The sequence below is a fragment of the Janthinobacterium sp. PSPC3-1 genome (genome assembly GCF_049896105.1).
Lineage (GTDB): Bacteria > Pseudomonadota > Gammaproteobacteria > Burkholderiales > Burkholderiaceae_D > Janthinobacterium.
The window spans coordinates 16,062-31,135 of sequence record NZ_JAFCTQ010000013.1 but is presented as its reverse complement, the minus strand read 5'-3'; the positions used below and the strand labels follow the sequence as shown (position 1 = coordinate 31,135).

Annotated in this window: 16 protein-coding genes; 3 read left to right on the top strand and 13 right to left on the bottom strand. The window is 64.6% G+C overall.

Annotated elements, in window-relative coordinates:
• Window positions 1-28: 28 nt before the first annotated feature.
• Window positions 29-958 (top strand): LysR family transcriptional regulator, encoded by a 930-nt coding sequence (locus ACP7B7_RS15385; RefSeq protein ID WP_426077207.1) that lies wholly within the window; start codon window positions 29-31, stop codon window positions 956-958.
• On the opposite strand, the gene ACP7B7_RS15380 is transcribed toward ACP7B7_RS15385, so the two are convergent.
• From ACP7B7_RS15380 to ACP7B7_RS15330, 11 genes are all read right to left on the bottom strand, one after another.
• Complete coding sequence (locus ACP7B7_RS15380; RefSeq protein ID WP_308922896.1) at window positions 938-1,321, bottom strand: hypothetical protein; 384 nt, start codon at window positions 1,319-1,321, stop codon at window positions 938-940. The genes ACP7B7_RS15385 and ACP7B7_RS15380 overlap by 21 nt on opposite strands.
• A gap of 10 nt (window positions 1,322-1,331) precedes the next feature.
• Window positions 1,332-1,931, bottom strand: a complete 600-nt coding sequence (locus ACP7B7_RS15375) for a PqiC family protein (protein WP_426077206.1) — start codon at window positions 1,929-1,931, stop codon at window positions 1,332-1,334.
• Window positions 1,928-3,556: an intermembrane transport protein PqiB gene (locus ACP7B7_RS15370; RefSeq protein ID WP_426077205.1), complete on the bottom strand. Its 1,629-nt coding sequence runs from the start codon at window positions 3,554-3,556 to the stop codon at window positions 1,928-1,930. The genes ACP7B7_RS15375 and ACP7B7_RS15370 overlap by 4 nt, the downstream gene beginning before the upstream one ends.
• Window positions 3,549-4,808, bottom strand: a complete 1,260-nt coding sequence (locus tag ACP7B7_RS15365) for a paraquat-inducible protein A (RefSeq protein WP_426077204.1) — start codon at window positions 4,806-4,808, stop codon at window positions 3,549-3,551. Before ACP7B7_RS15365 ends, ACP7B7_RS15370 begins: the two co-directional genes overlap by 8 nt.
• A 132-nt stretch (window positions 4,809-4,940) precedes the next feature.
• The gene (locus ACP7B7_RS15360) at window positions 4,941-6,281 is read right to left on the bottom strand and encodes an amidase (protein WP_426077203.1); all 1,341 of its coding nucleotides are present in this window, start codon (window positions 6,279-6,281) and stop codon (window positions 4,941-4,943) included.
• 3 nt (window positions 6,282-6,284) lie between these two features.
• Window positions 6,285-6,962, bottom strand: a complete 678-nt coding sequence (locus tag ACP7B7_RS15355) for a DUF2848 domain-containing protein (RefSeq protein WP_308922901.1) — start codon at window positions 6,960-6,962, stop codon at window positions 6,285-6,287.
• Window position 6,963: 1 nt separating this feature from the next.
• On the bottom strand, window positions 6,964-8,286 hold the full coding sequence (locus tag ACP7B7_RS15350; protein ID WP_308922902.1) for an MFS transporter: 1,323 nt from the start codon (window positions 8,284-8,286) through the stop codon (window positions 6,964-6,966).
• Between the two features lie 102 nt (window positions 8,287-8,388).
• Window positions 8,389-9,063, bottom strand: coding sequence for a DUF4286 family protein (locus tag ACP7B7_RS15345; RefSeq protein ID WP_308922903.1), 675 nt, complete (start codon window positions 9,061-9,063; stop codon window positions 8,389-8,391).
• A gap of 64 nt (window positions 9,064-9,127) precedes the next feature.
• Window positions 9,128-10,084, bottom strand: coding sequence for a LysR family transcriptional regulator (locus ACP7B7_RS15340; protein WP_426077202.1), 957 nt, complete (start codon window positions 10,082-10,084; stop codon window positions 9,128-9,130).
• 72 nt (window positions 10,085-10,156) lie between these two features.
• The gene (locus ACP7B7_RS15335) at window positions 10,157-10,339 is read right to left on the bottom strand and encodes a hypothetical protein (RefSeq protein WP_426077201.1); all 183 of its coding nucleotides are present in this window, start codon (window positions 10,337-10,339) and stop codon (window positions 10,157-10,159) included.
• 12 nt (window positions 10,340-10,351) lie between these two features.
• Window positions 10,352-10,672, bottom strand: coding sequence for a DMT family transporter (locus ACP7B7_RS15330; RefSeq protein ID WP_426077200.1), 321 nt, complete (start codon window positions 10,670-10,672; stop codon window positions 10,352-10,354).
• 212 nt (window positions 10,673-10,884) lie between these two features.
• Between ACP7B7_RS15330 and ACP7B7_RS15325 the strand changes: the two genes are divergently transcribed.
• Entirely contained in the window at window positions 10,885-11,475 is a 591-nt protein-coding gene (locus ACP7B7_RS15325) for a TetR/AcrR family transcriptional regulator (RefSeq protein ID WP_308922907.1), read from the top strand.
• A 10-nt stretch (window positions 11,476-11,485) separates the two neighbouring features.
• Here ACP7B7_RS15325 and ACP7B7_RS15320 read toward each other — a convergent pair whose 3' ends face one another.
• Complete coding sequence (locus tag ACP7B7_RS15320) at window positions 11,486-12,721, bottom strand: M20/M25/M40 family metallo-hydrolase (protein ID WP_426077199.1); 1,236 nt, start codon at window positions 12,719-12,721, stop codon at window positions 11,486-11,488.
• On the bottom strand, window positions 12,718-13,950 hold the full coding sequence (locus ACP7B7_RS15315) for a urate hydroxylase PuuD (RefSeq protein ID WP_426077198.1): 1,233 nt from the start codon (window positions 13,948-13,950) through the stop codon (window positions 12,718-12,720). The genes ACP7B7_RS15320 and ACP7B7_RS15315 overlap by 4 nt, the downstream gene beginning before the upstream one ends.
• A 143-nt stretch (window positions 13,951-14,093) precedes the next feature.
• Here ACP7B7_RS15315 and ACP7B7_RS15310 point away from each other — a divergent pair, with 143 nt between their 5' ends.
• The gene (locus ACP7B7_RS15310; RefSeq protein ID WP_426077197.1) at window positions 14,094-15,032 is read left to right on the top strand and encodes a LysR substrate-binding domain-containing protein; all 939 of its coding nucleotides are present in this window, start codon (window positions 14,094-14,096) and stop codon (window positions 15,030-15,032) included.
• Window positions 15,033-15,074: the final 42 nt, after the last annotated feature.

Sequence of the window (15,074 nt, the reverse complement as noted above, 5' to 3'; positions counted from 1 at the left end):
TACCTGGAAGGTATGAAAAGGAAAAAACATGGAACTACGTCATTTGCGCTACTTCGTCGCGGTGGCCGAAGAAAGGAATGTCACGCGCGCCGCCGCGCGGCTGCACATGGCGCAGCCGCCATTGAGCCGGCAGATGCAGCAGCTGGAGGAAATGCTGGGCGTGGCGCTGTTCGAAAAAGGGTCGCGCCCGCTGGCGCTGACCGAAGCCGGCAGCTTCTTCCTGGCCCATGCGCGGCCCCTGCTGGACCAGGTGCGCGACCTCAAAGCCATGACGCAGCGTATCGGCAAGCTGGAACGCACGCTGGCGATCGGTTTTGTCGCGTCCACCTTGTACGGCCAGTTGCCCGACATCGTGCACCGCTACAGCGAACTGCATCCGCAGGTGGACGTCAGCCTGCACGAGATGACGACGATGGAACAGCTGGCGGCGCTCAAAGATGGCCGCATCGACGTGGGTTTCGGCCGACTGACGGGCGAAGACGCCAGCATCCGGCGCATCCTGCTGCGCGAAGAGCGGCTGGTGGTGGCGCTGCCGCCCGGCCACCGGCTGGCCGCCAGCGGCGCAGGCCTGCGCCTGACCGACCTGCTGCACGACACGCTGCTGGTATATCCGAAAGCGCCCCGGCCCAGCTTTGCCGACCAGGTGCTGGCCATGTTCAGCGCCGGCCATTTGACGCCGGGCCGCGTGACGGAGGTGCGCGAACTGCAGATTTCACTGGGCCTGGTGGCGGCCGGCCAGGGCATCGCCATCGTGCCGGAAAGCGTGCAGGCCATGCACCACCGCAGCGTGGTCTATCGTCCACTAGAGGACACGCATGCGTATTCGCCCATCCTGTTCAGCGTGCGCCAGATGGATCATTCACCGGAGCTGGCGAACATGCTGGCGGCCGTGTATGCGATCTACGACGAGCAGGGTATTGCGCATGTGAAGGAAAGCCTAGGCGGCATCGACCAGTAATTCCGGCCGCAACGCGCGGATGCGCAACTCGGTGAAATAGCCGCCGGCCTCGTTGTAGCGCAGGTAGTGGCGGCCGCAATTCAGGCAGCGCGCCACCTGGCTGCGGTTGGCCGGATAGTAGCGCGGCGCGATCGGCGCATCGGGACTGTCGTCGCGCGTGCCCTGCGGGTGATATTCCTTGAAACTCGGCTCGTCGTAGGCGTCAACGACCAGCGTACCCACTTCCTCGAAGCGGTCCAGCTCCAGCGAGGTGGGCAAACGCTGCCAGGCGTCGAGCGGCACGGCGCAGCAGCTGCACGGTTGCGTGATGCCGGCCGAGGTGGCGGCCAGTGTGGACAAGGTAGCAAAATCAATCAGTGACATGTATTTTCTTTCAAATGGCGGGACAAACGGCATTGCCCGCGCCGAAACCGCGCACCACATCGGCCATCTGTTTCGATATCGATTGCACGGCGCGGCGGTGGCCCAGCACCAGTTCGTCATAGCCGGCGCCCGTCTTTTCATTGGCCACCGTGCGGCAGGTGACGACCTTGTTGCTGGCCAGCTCGCGCACGCTCCACACGGCGTCGATCAGCGCATACTGGTTCATCACCGATTCGAAGCGCTGCACATTGGTGCTGATGCGGTAGACCGGCAGCTTGTCCGGATACGGCGTGCGGAACACGTCGATCGCGCCCAGGTCACCCGTGACTGCGGTCGACAGCGCCTGGCCGATCTCGCCGGCCAGGGGCCCGGCCCAGCGCTGCTGCTCCAGCAGTTCGATGCGGCCCGACGGCGCCGTCACCACGAACTGGTTGCGGCTGACCTGCTGCGGCACGCTGACGGCCAGCATCTCGACATAGTACTGCACCGGCTTGGCCGGCTGCAGGTTCGACTGGCCGCCGCCGGACAGCGTATAGAAATGCTCGGGCTGCGGCGTGGAGCAGGCGCCCAGCAGCACGGTGGCGGCCAGCATGGCAAAGATCGTCTTCATTTCTTGTCATCTCCTTGTTTGCCACGGATCAGCGACTCGGGGTGGCGTTCCAGGTAATCGGTCAGGGCGTTCAGCGATTGCAGGGTTTGCGTCAGCTGCTGCAAGGCCTGGCGCACGTCGGACTGCAGCGGCGAATCCTTTTGCAGTACCTGTTCGGCCATACCAAAGGTATTTTTTGCCGCCGTCAGGGTGCCGCGCATTTCCGGCACCACCTGGCTGTCAAGCTGCTTGAACAGCGCGTTGGCTTCCTTGATGGTAGCGTTCAGATTATTGCCGATATCGGCAAACGGAATCTGGTCGAGCTTCCTGGCGATGCTGGCCACCTGCGTCTGCAATTCGTCGAGCGTGTTCGGCACGGTGGGCACTTCCAGCGGATACTTGCTGGTGTCGAGCGCCACCTTGGCCGCTTTCGGGAAGAAGTCGAGCGCGATATACAGCTGGCTGGTGAGCAGGTTGCCGGTGCGCAGCTGGGCCCGCAAGCCGCGGCTGACCATGCGTTCGAGCATCTGGTGGCTGCTGGAGCCTTCCGCATCGGCCACCGCCGTCTGGAAGCGCATGCCCAGGCGCGCCGGATACAGGTTCACGGTGACGGGCATGCGGAAGTTCTTCCTGACCGGATCGAATTCGATGCCCACCGAGCGTACTTCACCGAGCACGATGCCGCGGAAGTCCACCGTGGCGCCCGGCTGCAGGCCGCGCAGCGACTGGTCGAAATAGAATACGGTGGTGATGGCCTCGCCATCGGGCGCGCGCATGGCGCTGGCCTCGTCGGGGGCCAGGCGGAAATTCGTATTGGCCGGCGCGGGCAGTTCGGGCTTGCGGCCGTTTTCCGCCTCGAAGGCGATGCCGCCCACCAGCAGCGCCGCCAGCGATTGCGTGTTCAGCTTGAAGCCGTTCGAATCGAGGCGCACGTCGACGCCGCTGGCATGCCACCAGCGCGCGTTCTTGCCGACGAACTGGTCGTACGGCGCATTGACGAACACCGTCATGGAAATGCCGTTGCCGTCCTTGTCCAGGCTGAAGCTGACCACCTTGCCCACGCGCAGGCGGTGGAAAAACACGGGCGAACCCACGTCGACCGAACCGAGGCTTTCCGCATGCAGGGTAAACAATTTCCCCTTCTGGTCGCCATCGACGGCGGGCGGACTTTCCAGGCCCGTGAAGCTGTCCTTCTTGGCCTCGGACTTGCCCGTGTCAACGCCGATATACGCGCCCGACAGCAAGGTGCCCAGGCCCGTCACGCCGCTGGCGCCGATCTGCGGGCGCACCACCCAGAAGCGCGAATCGGCGGTGGCGAACCGGCGCGCCTCCTTGCTCATTTCAATGGTCACCAGCACGCGGCTCAGGTCCTCGCCCAGGTTGATGGCGCGCACCTGGCCGATATCGACATCCTTGTACTTGACCTTGGTCTTGCCTGGTTCGAGCCCCTCGGCGCTCTTGAAGCTGACGGTCACCGTCGGCCCTTGGTCGAGGATGGACTTGGCGGCCAGGCCGGCGCCGATCAGCGCGGCCAGCAGCGGGATCAGCCACACCAGCGACGGCAGCCAGCGGCTGGCCTTGTCCACGTCCGGTTCCGGCAATTGCCGCGTGTCGGGCGCGCGTACGCCCTCTTCCTTGTCAGACATGGTGTTCTCCAATTGCCAGGTTTTTTACAGCGGGTTGATGCGGTTTGGCGGCATCGTCGACCGGGTCCCAGATCAGGCGCGGATCGAACTGCATCGACGCCAGCATGGTCAGCACCACCACCGCGCCAAAGGCCAGCGCGCCCGGGCCGGCCGTGATCACGGCCAGCGCGTCGAAGCGCACCAGCGCCACCGTCAGGGTCACCACGAAAATATCGAGCATCGACCAGCGGCCGATGAATTCGACCATGCGGTACAGTTTTGTGCGCTGCTCCGGGCGCCAGCGTGAACGGCGCTGCGCCGTAAACGCCAGCAGCGCCAGGGTTGCCAGTTTCAGCATCGGCACCACCACGCTGGCGATAAAGATGATGATGGCCAGGCCTTTCGAGCCGCTGGTCCAGAAGAACACCACGCCGCTCATGATGGTGTCATCCTCGACGCCGAACAGCGAGTGGGTATACATCACGGGCAGCAGGTTGGCGGGGATATACAGGATGGCCGCCGCGATCAGCAGCGCCCAGGTGCGGTTGATGCTGTCCGGATGGCGCCCATGCAAGGTGGCGCCGCAGCGCACGCAATGCGGATGCCTGGCCGTGCCGCCCGGTGGCGCCACCAGGCCGCAGCTGTGGCAGGGCAGCAATGCGTCGCCCGGTTCAAATGACTTGTAACGGATGCCGGGCAAGGCCTGCCGCGCCAGGTCGTCGCCCGCGTTCCACAGCGCCTTCGGGTCGAACGAGACGACGATCGCCAGCATCATGGTCAGCGCGCCAAAGGCGAACAGGCCCGGACGCGGCACCACGGTGGCGAGACTGGTCATCTTGATCACGGTGATCAGGATGCCGATCATCAGCACTTCCGTCATGCCCCAGGCGCGCGCCGTCTGCACCGCGCGCAGCACCAGGCTGAAGCCAGGCACTTTCACGCCCAGCCGCAGGCCCAGCGACACATACAGCAGGGAGCCCAGTTCGATGGCGGGAAACAGCATGGTAAATAAAAACACCATGGTGGCCACCACGTGCATCTGCTCGTGCCACAGCACGCGGATGGCGCCCAGCAGGGTGGCGCTGGAGGTCAGGCCATTGACGTCGAGTTCGACGATGGGGAAGAACTGGGCGATCAGGAAGATAAAGGCGGCGCCCAGGGTCAGCGCCACCACGCGATTCAGGTCGGCCGACGTGCCGCGGTAGAGCACCGAGCGGCAACGCACGCAGCGCGCCTTTTCACGCGGACGCAACGGGCGCTTTCGGTACAGCACGCCGCATTCATGACAGCTGATCAGGTCGTATCGGAGCACAGTGTGTAGTTTGCCGGCACGCGGTGCGCGACTTTCCCATATCAATGCCAGCTATCATATTACAAACAGGCATTCTTCTGCGCCCCGTCGTGTCTACCGTTCGCGCAACAGCGCCTCCACCGAACGGGCGATGGCCAGGATGCGCGCGTCCCTGCCGTTCAGGCCGCAGATGGACAGGCCCACCGGCAGTTCCCCTTTGTCATGGCACGGCAGCGACAAGGCGCAGCCATCGAGGAAATTGATCACGCTGGCATTGCGCAGCACCAGGCCATTGGTGGCAAAGAAGGTCGCATCGTCGGCCTCCAGCGCCGCCACTTCCGGCGCGACGATGGCCACGCTGGGCATCAGCCAGGCGTCGTACGGCGCCAGCCTTTGCTGCGCGATGGCGCGCAAATGCGCGCGCGCGTCGAGCAGGTCCAGGTACTCGGCCGCGCCCTGCTGCTGGCCGCGCCGGATGCGGGCCGCCACGCGCTGGTCGTACTGCGCGCCGCGCGCTTCGAGCAGCTCGCGGTGCCAGTGCCACGCTTCGGCCGCCACCAGGCCGCCGCCGCCATTGATGGCCGGCAGCTGCAGCAGTTCGGGAAAATCGAACTGTTCCACCAGCGCGCCGGCCGCGCGCAACTGCGCCAGCGCGGCATCGAAGGCCTGCCGCACCTGCGCATCGACGCCGGCGCCCACAAAATCAGCGGTATAGCCGAAGCGCAGGCCGGCCAGCCTGGGCGCCTCGGTGGACAGCTCCTGGTCGGACAGCGCCGCATGCAGGATGGCGCAGCAATCGACGCTGTTGGCGATCGGGCCGGCCGAGTCCAGCGAACGTGACAGCGGCACCGTGCCCGCCAGCGGCACGGTCGCCGCCGTCGGCTTGAAGCCCGTCAGGCCGCAGAACGCGGACGGAATGCGGATCGAGCCGCCCGTATCCGTGCCCAGCGCGCCGGCCGCCATCTGCAGCGCCACCGTCACGGCGCCGCCCGAGGTGGAGCCACCGGCCACCCGGCGCTCGTCGTGCGGATTGCGCGGCGTGCCGTAATGGGGATTGAGACCCAGGCCGGAAAACGCGAATTCGCTCATGTTGCTGCGGCCCAGCAGCACGGCGCCGGCCGCCCGCAGCCGCGCCACCGCCACGGCGTCGCTGGCGGCCGGCGGCGCGTCGGTCAGCGCCAGGGACGCCGCGCTGCTGACCTGGCCGCGCACGTCGAACAGGTCCTTGATCGAAATCGGGATGCCGGCCAATGGCGACGCCACCACGCCGGCGGCGCGCAGCGCATCGCTGGCGCGCGCTTCTTTCAAAGCCTGTTCGCCGTCCAGGCTGACATAGGCATGGCCGCCCTCGGCACGGTGCGCTTCGGCGCGCGCCAGCATCTCTTGCGTGAGCGCCACGCTGGTGAGGCGTTCCGCGGCAAGGTCTGCCGCCAGTTCACGGATTGTCTTTGTCATCTCTTATCCTTCCACGGGCAGGGTTTGCACCGCATAGCGATGCCGCAGGCGGCGCTGCAAGGCTGGATCATACAGCTCCAGCTCAAAGGCGTCGCCATGGCCCATCTCGCCGATGATGGGCTGGGTGCCGCAGAACATGGCGCTGCCGACCGGCAGCGTGGCTTGTCCCGTGTAGCGCCTGATCAAATCGTCCGGCGCCAGCATGCGCGTCACCAGCCCTTCCTGGTACAGCGCGGGGGCGCCATCGCGCTCGCGCCACGCGCGCATCTGCAACTGATCCCAGTGGCCGGCCACGTCCTCGTGGCGCCACAGGGTAGCGCCCACCGGTTTGCCGCACATCTGTTTCGACACCGTCACGCCATAGCTTTCCACCTTGCGGTCGGTATGGTCGGAGCCGATGCCGACCAGCAGGCCCAATGGCGTCGAGAACAGCACGAATTCGGCCTCGCCCGAGGAGTCCGTGCCCGGCACTTCGATGGCGGCGTCGCTTGAGAGCAGCGCGGCCGCCACGCGGTAAAAAGTCGGCACGCTTTTCGGGCGCGCCACGCCGATCGCTTCCAGTTCGGCGATATGGTGTTCGACCATGGCCGCGTCGCGGCCGGTCCAGCCGGCGATGATCAGCTGGTCGATGTCAAAAGTCACGGGGCCGTGGCCGGCCAGTGTAAAGTGCAGTGTCGTCATGTCATTCCTCCAGTGGGCCACGGCCCGTCTCACGCGCGGCATAGACGGCCGCGCCGGTGACCAGCAGCGCGGCGGCCACATACAGCGACACGGCCACGGTGCTCGCATACGAGCGGTACAGGCTGGCGATGATCAGCGGTGCAAAGCCGCCGCCGATCACGCCGGCCAGGGTGTAGGCCAGCGAGGACCCCGCATAGCGCACCCGGGTCGGGAACTGCTCGATCACGAACGCGGCCTGCGGGCCGTACATGATGGCGTGGATGACCAGGCCCACCACCACGGCGATGACGATGGCGGCCGGACTGGCCGTGTCGAGCAGGGTGAAGAAGGCAAACGCCCACACCAGGCCCAGCACGGCGCCCAGCGCATACACGGGGCGCCGGCCGATACGGTCCGACAGCGCGCCGAACAGCGGTACAGCCAATGCGTTGCAGGCGGTGCCGATCATGATGGCCGTCAGGGCCAGGGTCGACGACAGGTGCAGTACGGTCGTCACATAGGTCAGCGTAAACACCACCACCAGCGCATACAGCACGTCCGAGCCGATGCGCACGCCGCCGGCGATCAGCAGGCGGCGCCAGTAGAGGCGCAGCACATCGCCGATCGGCGCTTCCGCTTTCGCATCCTGCTGGTCCAGTTCCTTGAACAGGGGCGTCTCTTCGATGCCGCTGCGTATCCACATGCCGAACACCACCAGCAGCAGGCTGGCGACAAACGGAATGCGCCAGCCCCAGGCCATAAAGTCCTCATGCGGCAGCAGGTAGGTGATCAGGCCGATGCAGCCGGTCGCCAGCAGGGTGCCGAACGACGGCCCGACCTGGGTCCACGAAGCATTGCGCCCGCGCTTGTCCGGTGCGCCATGTTCGACCGAGATCAGCACGGCGCCGGCCCATTCGCCGCCGAGGGCGATGCCCTGCACGAAGCGCAGCGCCACCAGCAGAACCGGGCTCCAGATGCCGGCCGTTTCATAGGTCGGCAACAGGCCCATCAGGCCGGTCGTCACGCCCATCAGCATCAGGGTCACCACCAGCACGAAGCGGCGTCCCAGCTTGTCGCCCAGGTGGCCGAAGATCACGCCGCCGATGGGACGCGACACATAACCGACCGCATAGGTGGAAAACGCCAGGATGGTGCCCGTCAGCGGGTCGAACGACGGGAAGAACAGGTGGTTGAAGATCAGCGCCGCCATGGTGTTGTAGACCGTGAAGTCATACCATTCCAGGGTGGTGCCGACCATGCTGGCCGTGGCCAGGCGGCCGGTCTTGGCCTTCCCGGCGGCGGCCGGGGCGGCGTGTGTATCGCTTGCCGTGGTAAATGTCGTCATTGCCTACCTCTCGTCAGTTTTTTATTGCAGCTCCGGCGCGCGGTGCGGTGCCGCGCGCCGTGGTCTGTGTCTCGTTTTATCGGTGCAGCGACAGCCGTTTTCTTACGCAGCCCGCAGGTCGGTGTCGCGCAGCTGCCACGACAACTGCAAGATGGCCGCCTCCTCAGGATCGAGGCCCAGCGCCGCGCTGGCCTGGGTCACCGCCGCCACGGCCGCGCTTTCGGACGAGGCGTCGATCAGGAACAGCGGATCGAGCACGCGGCCCTCCTTCCGCTCGGCCGGCAAGGGGCCGGACAGGTTGGCATCGGGCGTCAGCAGGCGCGCATATATCACGCCGTCGAGCTGCAGCAGCGCGCGGCCCAATTCTGCCACCCTGGCCACCGCCGCGCCGTCCTGGCCGATGGCACTGGCGCCCAGGCGCAGCACGGCCAGCCAGGCGCCCGTGCCGGCACCGGCTTCGGCCTCGATCGCGCACACGCGGCGCATCGGGTCGCGCATGCGCTCCAGGTTGGTCAATGACCACGGCGTCTGCTGGCCGAAAGCCTTGAAGTAGTCCGGCGTCTGGAAGGCATTGAGCGACGTGGTGCGGTACAGGCCCAGGTATTTGCGCGGACCGCGCACGCTCTGGTAGCGCGTGCCGCTGACGAAACCGGGGATGCGCACGCGTTCTTCCACGTGTTCGCGGTCGTACCAGCGGTTGAAATCGAGTTCGTGTTCCGGGTCGGCGCTGGTCCAGACAAACAGGATGCCGGGCAAGGTAGGGGTGGAAGTGGTCATGATAATCCGTTCGATGGTGGGTGCAGTCCCAGAATAGGGTGCGGCCCAGCGCATGGCAAACGGGTTATTCTGAACGCGACTGATAAGTTTTTCTTGTGGCTGGCCCGCTCACCCCATAAGCGTCGCCAAGTCCCAGCGTAAACCTGGCCGCCTCCTCGCACGCCAGCATGGCCACCAGCTGAATCGCTTCGGTCGTCAGGTCCTCGCTGTAGCTGATCACGATGCGCTGCGGCGCGAGTACGCTGGCGCACGGGATCAGCGCGATATGGCCCTGTTCGATCTCTTCGCGCAGGGGCGCCAGCGGCAGCACGGCGATGCCGAAGCCCGCTTTCACCAGGCGCACGATGGCCGAAATCGAGCTGACGCAATGCACCCGCCCCAGCTGCACGCCCTCGTCCTGGCACAGGGCCTTCAAGGCCGAATGCGGCTGCGAGCCGCGGTTCATGGTGATGATGGGGTGCTGCGCCAGTTGCGCCACGGTGAATGGCGTGCCGGTATCGGGCCAGTCAGCCTTTCTACCCGCCCAGCCCATGGCAATGGCGCCGCTGCCGGTGCTGCGGATATGGTCGCCCGTCAGCATGTCGGTCTGCAGCGCGATATCGAGTTCGCCCTGCTGCAACTGCTCGTGCAGGCGGCGCGTCGATTCGGACGTCAGCTGGATCTCGATGCCGGGATAGCGTTCCTGCACCCGCTGCAGGAACGGAATCAGCCAGGTGTGGACGATGGTTTCGATCACGCCGATGCGCACTTCGCCCGTGATGTGCGAGGGCGAGGAATTGGCCGCATACATGTCGCGGCACAACTCCAGCATGCGTTCGGCATAGCCGAGCAGGTTGCGCCCGGCGAAGGTCAGGCGGATCTCACGCGCGTCGCGGTCGAACAGGCGCGTGCCGAAGTCCTGCTCCAGCGAGGCGATGCGGTTCGAGATGGCCGCCTGCGTGATATGCAGCTTGTCGGCCGCCGTACGGAAACTGCCCAGCCGCGCGGCCCAGACAAACGCTTCGAGAAAACGGGTATTCAATTTGGCTCTTCAATCAATGAGGTTCTTCTTCACGGGTGGTGAGTTCGCCCCATTGTATGCCAAAGCACCGCCCTATTTCGCTGCCAGGAAGTCCAGCAGGGCCAGCGCCACGCTGCCCAGCAACAGCAGCACCGCCAGCACGCGCATGAAGCCAAAGCTGCTGCGCGTGCCGTGCTGGTGTTCCAGCCAGGCCGTCCACAGGCAGCACAGTCCCAATAGTCCCGCCAGCAGGGCATACATCGCAAGATTGCTCATGGGTTCACGCGATCAGTGCGCCGATGACAATTTCATCAGCACCAGTCCGGCGGCGATCAGGGCCACCGCACAGACGCGCGCCACGCTCAGCTGCTCGCTCAGAAAGACGATGCCGACCACGAAGGCGCCGATGGCGCCGATACCGGTCCAGATGGCATACGCCGTCCCCAGCGGAATGGTTTTCATCGCCATCGACAGCAGCGCAAAACTGGCGATCATCATCACCAGCGTGACGCTGGACGCCCACGGCTTCGTGAAGCCCTCGGACAGCTTCATCGAGTATGCCCACACCACTTCAAACAAACCCGCTACCAGCAAGAACAACCAGGCCATCGCACTTCTCCTTGTACCGGGCCGTCCCGGAAAACATTCCCGATCCCGGGGGAGGTCGTCCTCCTGCTCAAAAGATGGTGCCATTCTAGTTCAGTCATTTTTATAATACAACTGTTATGTTAAAAAGAATGAGCATCCATGCCCTGGACGATCCACGCCAGGCCACAGGGCACGCATGCTATGATTTATGCCCTCTCCGGACGATCAACACGATGCCAAAAATTGTAGACCACGAAGCGCGCAAGGCGGAAATCAGCCGCATGATACTGCGCGCGATTGCCAAGCAGGGCATCAACAATGTCACCGTGCGCAGCATTGCAAAGGAAGGCGGCGTGAGCAGCGGCACACTGGCGCACTATTTCAGCGACAAGAACGAGATGATCAATTTTGCGATCGAAGCGCTCACCGAGGGCGTGTACGTACGCATCGGGCAGAGGATGGCGGCCTGCCGCACCGCAATGGAGAAGATCAGGGTCATCGTCGACGAGCACCTGCCCTCGCCCGCCGAGGAGTCGATGGCCATGATTTCACTGGCCTTCTGGAGCAGCGCCGTCCACGATGCGGCACTGGCCGAGCGTTTTGTGCAGATCTACGATCGCTGGCGCGGCTACCTGGAGCGCCACCTGCGCGAAGCGGTCAAGCTGGGCGAAATCGCCCCCGTGGCCAGCATCAAGGATGAAGTCGACCTGATCGTCGCCCTGACGGACGGCTTCCTGGTTTCCTACACCCTCAATCCACAGCATTTTTCAGCCGCGCGCCGCGCCAGGATGACCGAGCAGATTTTTGCGCGCCTGACTGCCTGAGACCCTGGCCTTACTTCGCTGCCAGGAAGTCCAGCAGGGTCAATGCAACGATCTTGCTGGCACGGCGCAAATCCTCCAGCGCCAGCCGCTCGTCGGCCTTTTTCGCATTCGACTCGGGCACCGTGCGCGGCCCTGCGCCATACAGCACGGCGGGAATGCCATGCTCGCCGTACAGGCGCGCGTCCGCATACAGGGGCGTGCCCTGGGCGGGAATGGTCTCGCCCAGAATCGCCAGCGCATTCTTCTGCAGATTGGCCACCAGCTGTTCCGAGCCCGGCAAGGGCCGCAGCGCATGCGACAGCAGCAGGCGGCGGATCTCGATGCGGATGCCCGGCTCGCCCTGCACGGCGTCTTCGATCAGCGCGCGCACCTGCGCTTCGACCGCCACAGGATCTTCTTCGGGGATCATGCGGCGGTCCATTTTCATGGTGACCTTGCCCGGCACCACATTGGTATTGGTGCCGCCGTCGATGCGGCCCACCAGCATGGTCGGCGAGTCGATGCCGGGGACCTTGGATTTGATCTTTTTCAGTTCCGGCAGCTGGCCGTAGAGGGCGTTCAGGATCTTGCTGGCCGCCTGCAGCGCATCGACGCCGGTTTCCGGCATGGCGCCATGACCGGACTTGCCGTGCACCGTGATTTCCAGCTGCAGGCAGGCGTTATGGGCCGTGACGATGTTGTAGCTGAAGCCAGCCGCGATGACGAAATCGGGCTTGGTCAATTTTTGCTCGAGCAGCCAGCCAGGTCCCAGCAGGCCGCCGAATTCCTCGTCATACGTAAAGTGCAATTCCAGCTGGCCTTGCAAGGGAATGCCCAGCGCCTCCAACGCGCGCGTGGCAAACACATAGGTGGCGAAATCGCTTTTCGAGACGGCCGCCGCGCGCCCGTACAGGTAGCCGTCAACCACTTGCGCGCCGTACGGCGGATAGGTCCAGTTGTCGCCGGGCGGCACCACGTCGCCGTGGGCGTTCAGGGCCACGGTGGGGCCACCGGCCGCGTACGGCCGGCGCACGATCAGGTTGGTGATGCTTTGCATGCCATACGCCTCGACCTGCTCGCTGGGTACCGCATGCTGCTCGGCCTCCCAGCCGTAGGCTTCCAGCAGTTGCGCCACCCTGGCCGCATGCGGCGCGTTATTGCCCGGCGGCGTGTCGGTGGGCACTTGCACCACCTGTTGCAGGAAAGCGACTTCCTCGTCGAAGTGGGCGTCGATCCAGGCCGTGATTTGTTGTTCTTGCGTGCTCATTTTGTTCCTTGCAGTGTCTGTTGCAGCCAGGCGCCCAGCTCCGTGCGCTCGGCGTCCGTCATATTGGTCAGGTTGCCGATCGGCATGGCTTTCAGCTCGATGGCCTGCTTGTAGATCTGCGCCGCATGCTGGCGGATTTCCGTTTCATTATCGAGCATCATGCCGGCCGGCGCCGTGGCAAAGCCCGCTTGCGTGGGTTTCGCCGAATGGCAGGTGGCGCAGCGCTGGGCAATGATCGCATGCACGGACTTGAATTGCGCGGCCTGGTCGACCACCGGCGCGGCGGCAACAGCCACCGGCGCCTTGGGCGCGATCGCCACGGCCACGCCCACCAGCAGTGCCACGCCGAGGGCCGGATAGCGCCATTCCACCCGGCCCTTGTGGCGCAGGTTGAAGAAGTGGCGGATAAACACGCCGGCCGCCATGATCAGCGCCAGCACCAGCCAGGCGTGATCGTTACGGTAGGTCATCGCATAGTGGTTGCTGATCATGATGAACAGCACCGGCAAGGTAAAGTAATTGTTGTGGACGCTGCGCTGCTTGGCCTTCAGGCCGTGTTTCGGGTCGGGCAGCTTGCCGGCCGCCATCGCTTCGACCATCTTGCGCTGGCCGGGTATGATCAGCATCAGCACGTTGGCCACCATGATGGTGCCGATCATGGCGCCCACATGGATATACGCCGCGCGTCCGCTCAGCAGATGCGTCAGCGCATAGGCGGCCCCCACGATCAGCGCGAACACCACCACGCCGAACCACAGTTCATGTCTGGCCAAGGGCGAGCGGCACAGCAGGTCGTACACGGTCCAGCCGATCACCAGAGTGGCGATGCCGATGCCGATCGCCTGGCCGCTCGACAGGTCCATCACCGACTTGTCGATCATCATGGCCTGGGCGTTGAAGTAATACGCGATGGTGAGCAAGGCAAAGCCGGACAGCCAGGTCGAATACGCCTCCCATTTGAACCAGTGCAGTTCCTTCGGCAGTTCGGCGGGCGCCACCAGGTATTTTTGCGGGTTGTAGAAGCCGCCGCCATGCACGGCCCACAGCTCGCCCGACACGCCCTTCTTTGCCAGCTCGGAGCCGGGCGCGGGCGGGCGGATGGAATTGTCGAGCCAGACGAAATAGAAGGAAGCGCCGATCCAGGCGATGCCGGTAATCACGTGCAACCAGCGGACGATCAGGTTCAGCCATTCAAGGCCGTAAGGGATCAGGTAGGCAAACACTTCCATATTATTCCTTGAGTTATTCCTGGAGCTACGGCAGAACCAATATTCGTGCCAATTTACACAAGATAGCCGGATTCATCGCCCGCCACATGAAAAATATCGTATATTTGACATATCCGAATCGATATACAACCCAGCCACCGCCCATGTCCAGCCTGCCGCAACACCTCGACCTGCACCTGATCCGCATCCTGTACCTGCTGCTGGTGGAGAAGAATGTCTCGCGCGTGGCGCTCAAACTGAACCAGCCGCAGCCGTCGATTTCCGCCTCGCTGCGCAAGCTGCGCGAGCTGACGGGCGACCCGCTGCTGGTGCGCGGCGCGCGCGGCATGGTGCCGACCCAGCATGGCGAAAGCCTGCTCAATCCCGCCAAGCGCATCCTGGACCAGACGGAAAGCCTGTTCGTGCGCAAGACACCGTTCGTGGCGCAGGAAGAGGCGCGCACCTTTCATATCGCCGCGCCCGACTACCTGGACAGCCAGTTCCTGCCCAACGTGGTGGCGCTGCTGCGGCGCGGTTCGCCGAAAAGCCGCGTGGTGCTGCACAGCCTGGGGCCGGGCATCGACCATATCCGCCAGCTGTCCGACGGCGGCCTGGACCTGGTGATCGCCAACTGGGACGAGCCGCCCGCCCATTTGCACATCTCGAAACTGTTCGAAGATCCCATCATCTGCGCCATGCATGCGGAAAACGCCTATGCGCGCCGCACCGCCAGCGACGCGATGACGCTCGATGATTACCTGAGCCTGCCCCATGTGGCGCCCTCGCCCATGATGCCCGGCTACCACGGCGTGATCGACTCCTTCCTGGAACGGCAAAACCTGCAGCGCAATGTGGTGGTGGAATCGGCCTACTTCGGCCTGATCCCGTATATGCTGACGCAGACCGACCTGGTGCTGACCACCGGCCGCCAGTTCATGCGCTTCTATGAAAAGACCCTGCCGCTGAAAACGTATACCGTGCCGCTGAAATTTCCGCCGATGCGTTTTTACCAGCTGTGGCACCAGCGCGTGCACCAGGCGCCCGAACACAAATGGCTGCGCGACCAGGTCAGCGCGGCAGCCAAAGCGCTCATCAAGAGATAAGCCTTATCAGCGCGCGCATATAACGCACACGGCCACCCGGCG

What these genes read in the sequence shown, in the direction of transcription:
- ACP7B7_RS15385 (WP_426077207.1), top strand. Translation starts at nt 29, where the DNA reads ATGGAACTACGTCATTTGCGCTACTTCGTCGCGGTGGCCGAAGAAAGG.
- ACP7B7_RS15380 (WP_308922896.1), bottom strand. Translation starts at nt 1,321, where the DNA reads ATGTCACTGATTGATTTTGCTACCTTGTCCACACTGGCCGCCACCTCG.
- ACP7B7_RS15375 (WP_426077206.1), bottom strand. Translation starts at nt 1,931, where the DNA reads ATGAAGACGATCTTTGCCATGCTGGCCGCCACCGTGCTGCTGGGCGCC.
- ACP7B7_RS15370 (WP_426077205.1), bottom strand. Translation starts at nt 3,556, where the DNA reads ATGTCTGACAAGGAAGAGGGCGTACGCGCGCCCGACACGCGGCAATTG.
- ACP7B7_RS15360 (WP_426077203.1), bottom strand. Translation starts at nt 6,281, where the DNA reads ATGACAAAGACAATCCGTGAACTGGCGGCAGACCTTGCCGCGGAACGC.
- ACP7B7_RS15355 (WP_308922901.1), bottom strand. Translation starts at nt 6,962, where the DNA reads ATGACGACACTGCACTTTACACTGGCCGGCCACGGCCCCGTGACTTTT.
- ACP7B7_RS15350 (WP_308922902.1), bottom strand. Translation starts at nt 8,286, where the DNA reads ATGACGACATTTACCACGGCAAGCGATACACACGCCGCCCCGGCCGCC.
- ACP7B7_RS15345 (WP_308922903.1), bottom strand. Translation starts at nt 9,063, where the DNA reads ATGACCACTTCCACCCCTACCTTGCCCGGCATCCTGTTTGTCTGGACC.
- ACP7B7_RS15335 (WP_426077201.1), bottom strand. Translation starts at nt 10,339, where the DNA reads ATGAGCAATCTTGCGATGTATGCCCTGCTGGCGGGACTATTGGGACTG.
- ACP7B7_RS15330 (WP_426077200.1), bottom strand. Translation starts at nt 10,672, where the DNA reads ATGGCCTGGTTGTTCTTGCTGGTAGCGGGTTTGTTTGAAGTGGTGTGG.
- ACP7B7_RS15325 (WP_308922907.1), top strand. Translation starts at nt 10,885, where the DNA reads ATGCCAAAAATTGTAGACCACGAAGCGCGCAAGGCGGAAATCAGCCGC.
- ACP7B7_RS15320 (WP_426077199.1), bottom strand. Translation starts at nt 12,721, where the DNA reads ATGAGCACGCAAGAACAACAAATCACGGCCTGGATCGACGCCCACTTC.
- ACP7B7_RS15315 (WP_426077198.1), bottom strand. Translation starts at nt 13,950, where the DNA reads ATGGAAGTGTTTGCCTACCTGATCCCTTACGGCCTTGAATGGCTGAAC.
- ACP7B7_RS15310 (WP_426077197.1), top strand. Translation starts at nt 14,094, where the DNA reads ATGTCCAGCCTGCCGCAACACCTCGACCTGCACCTGATCCGCATCCTG.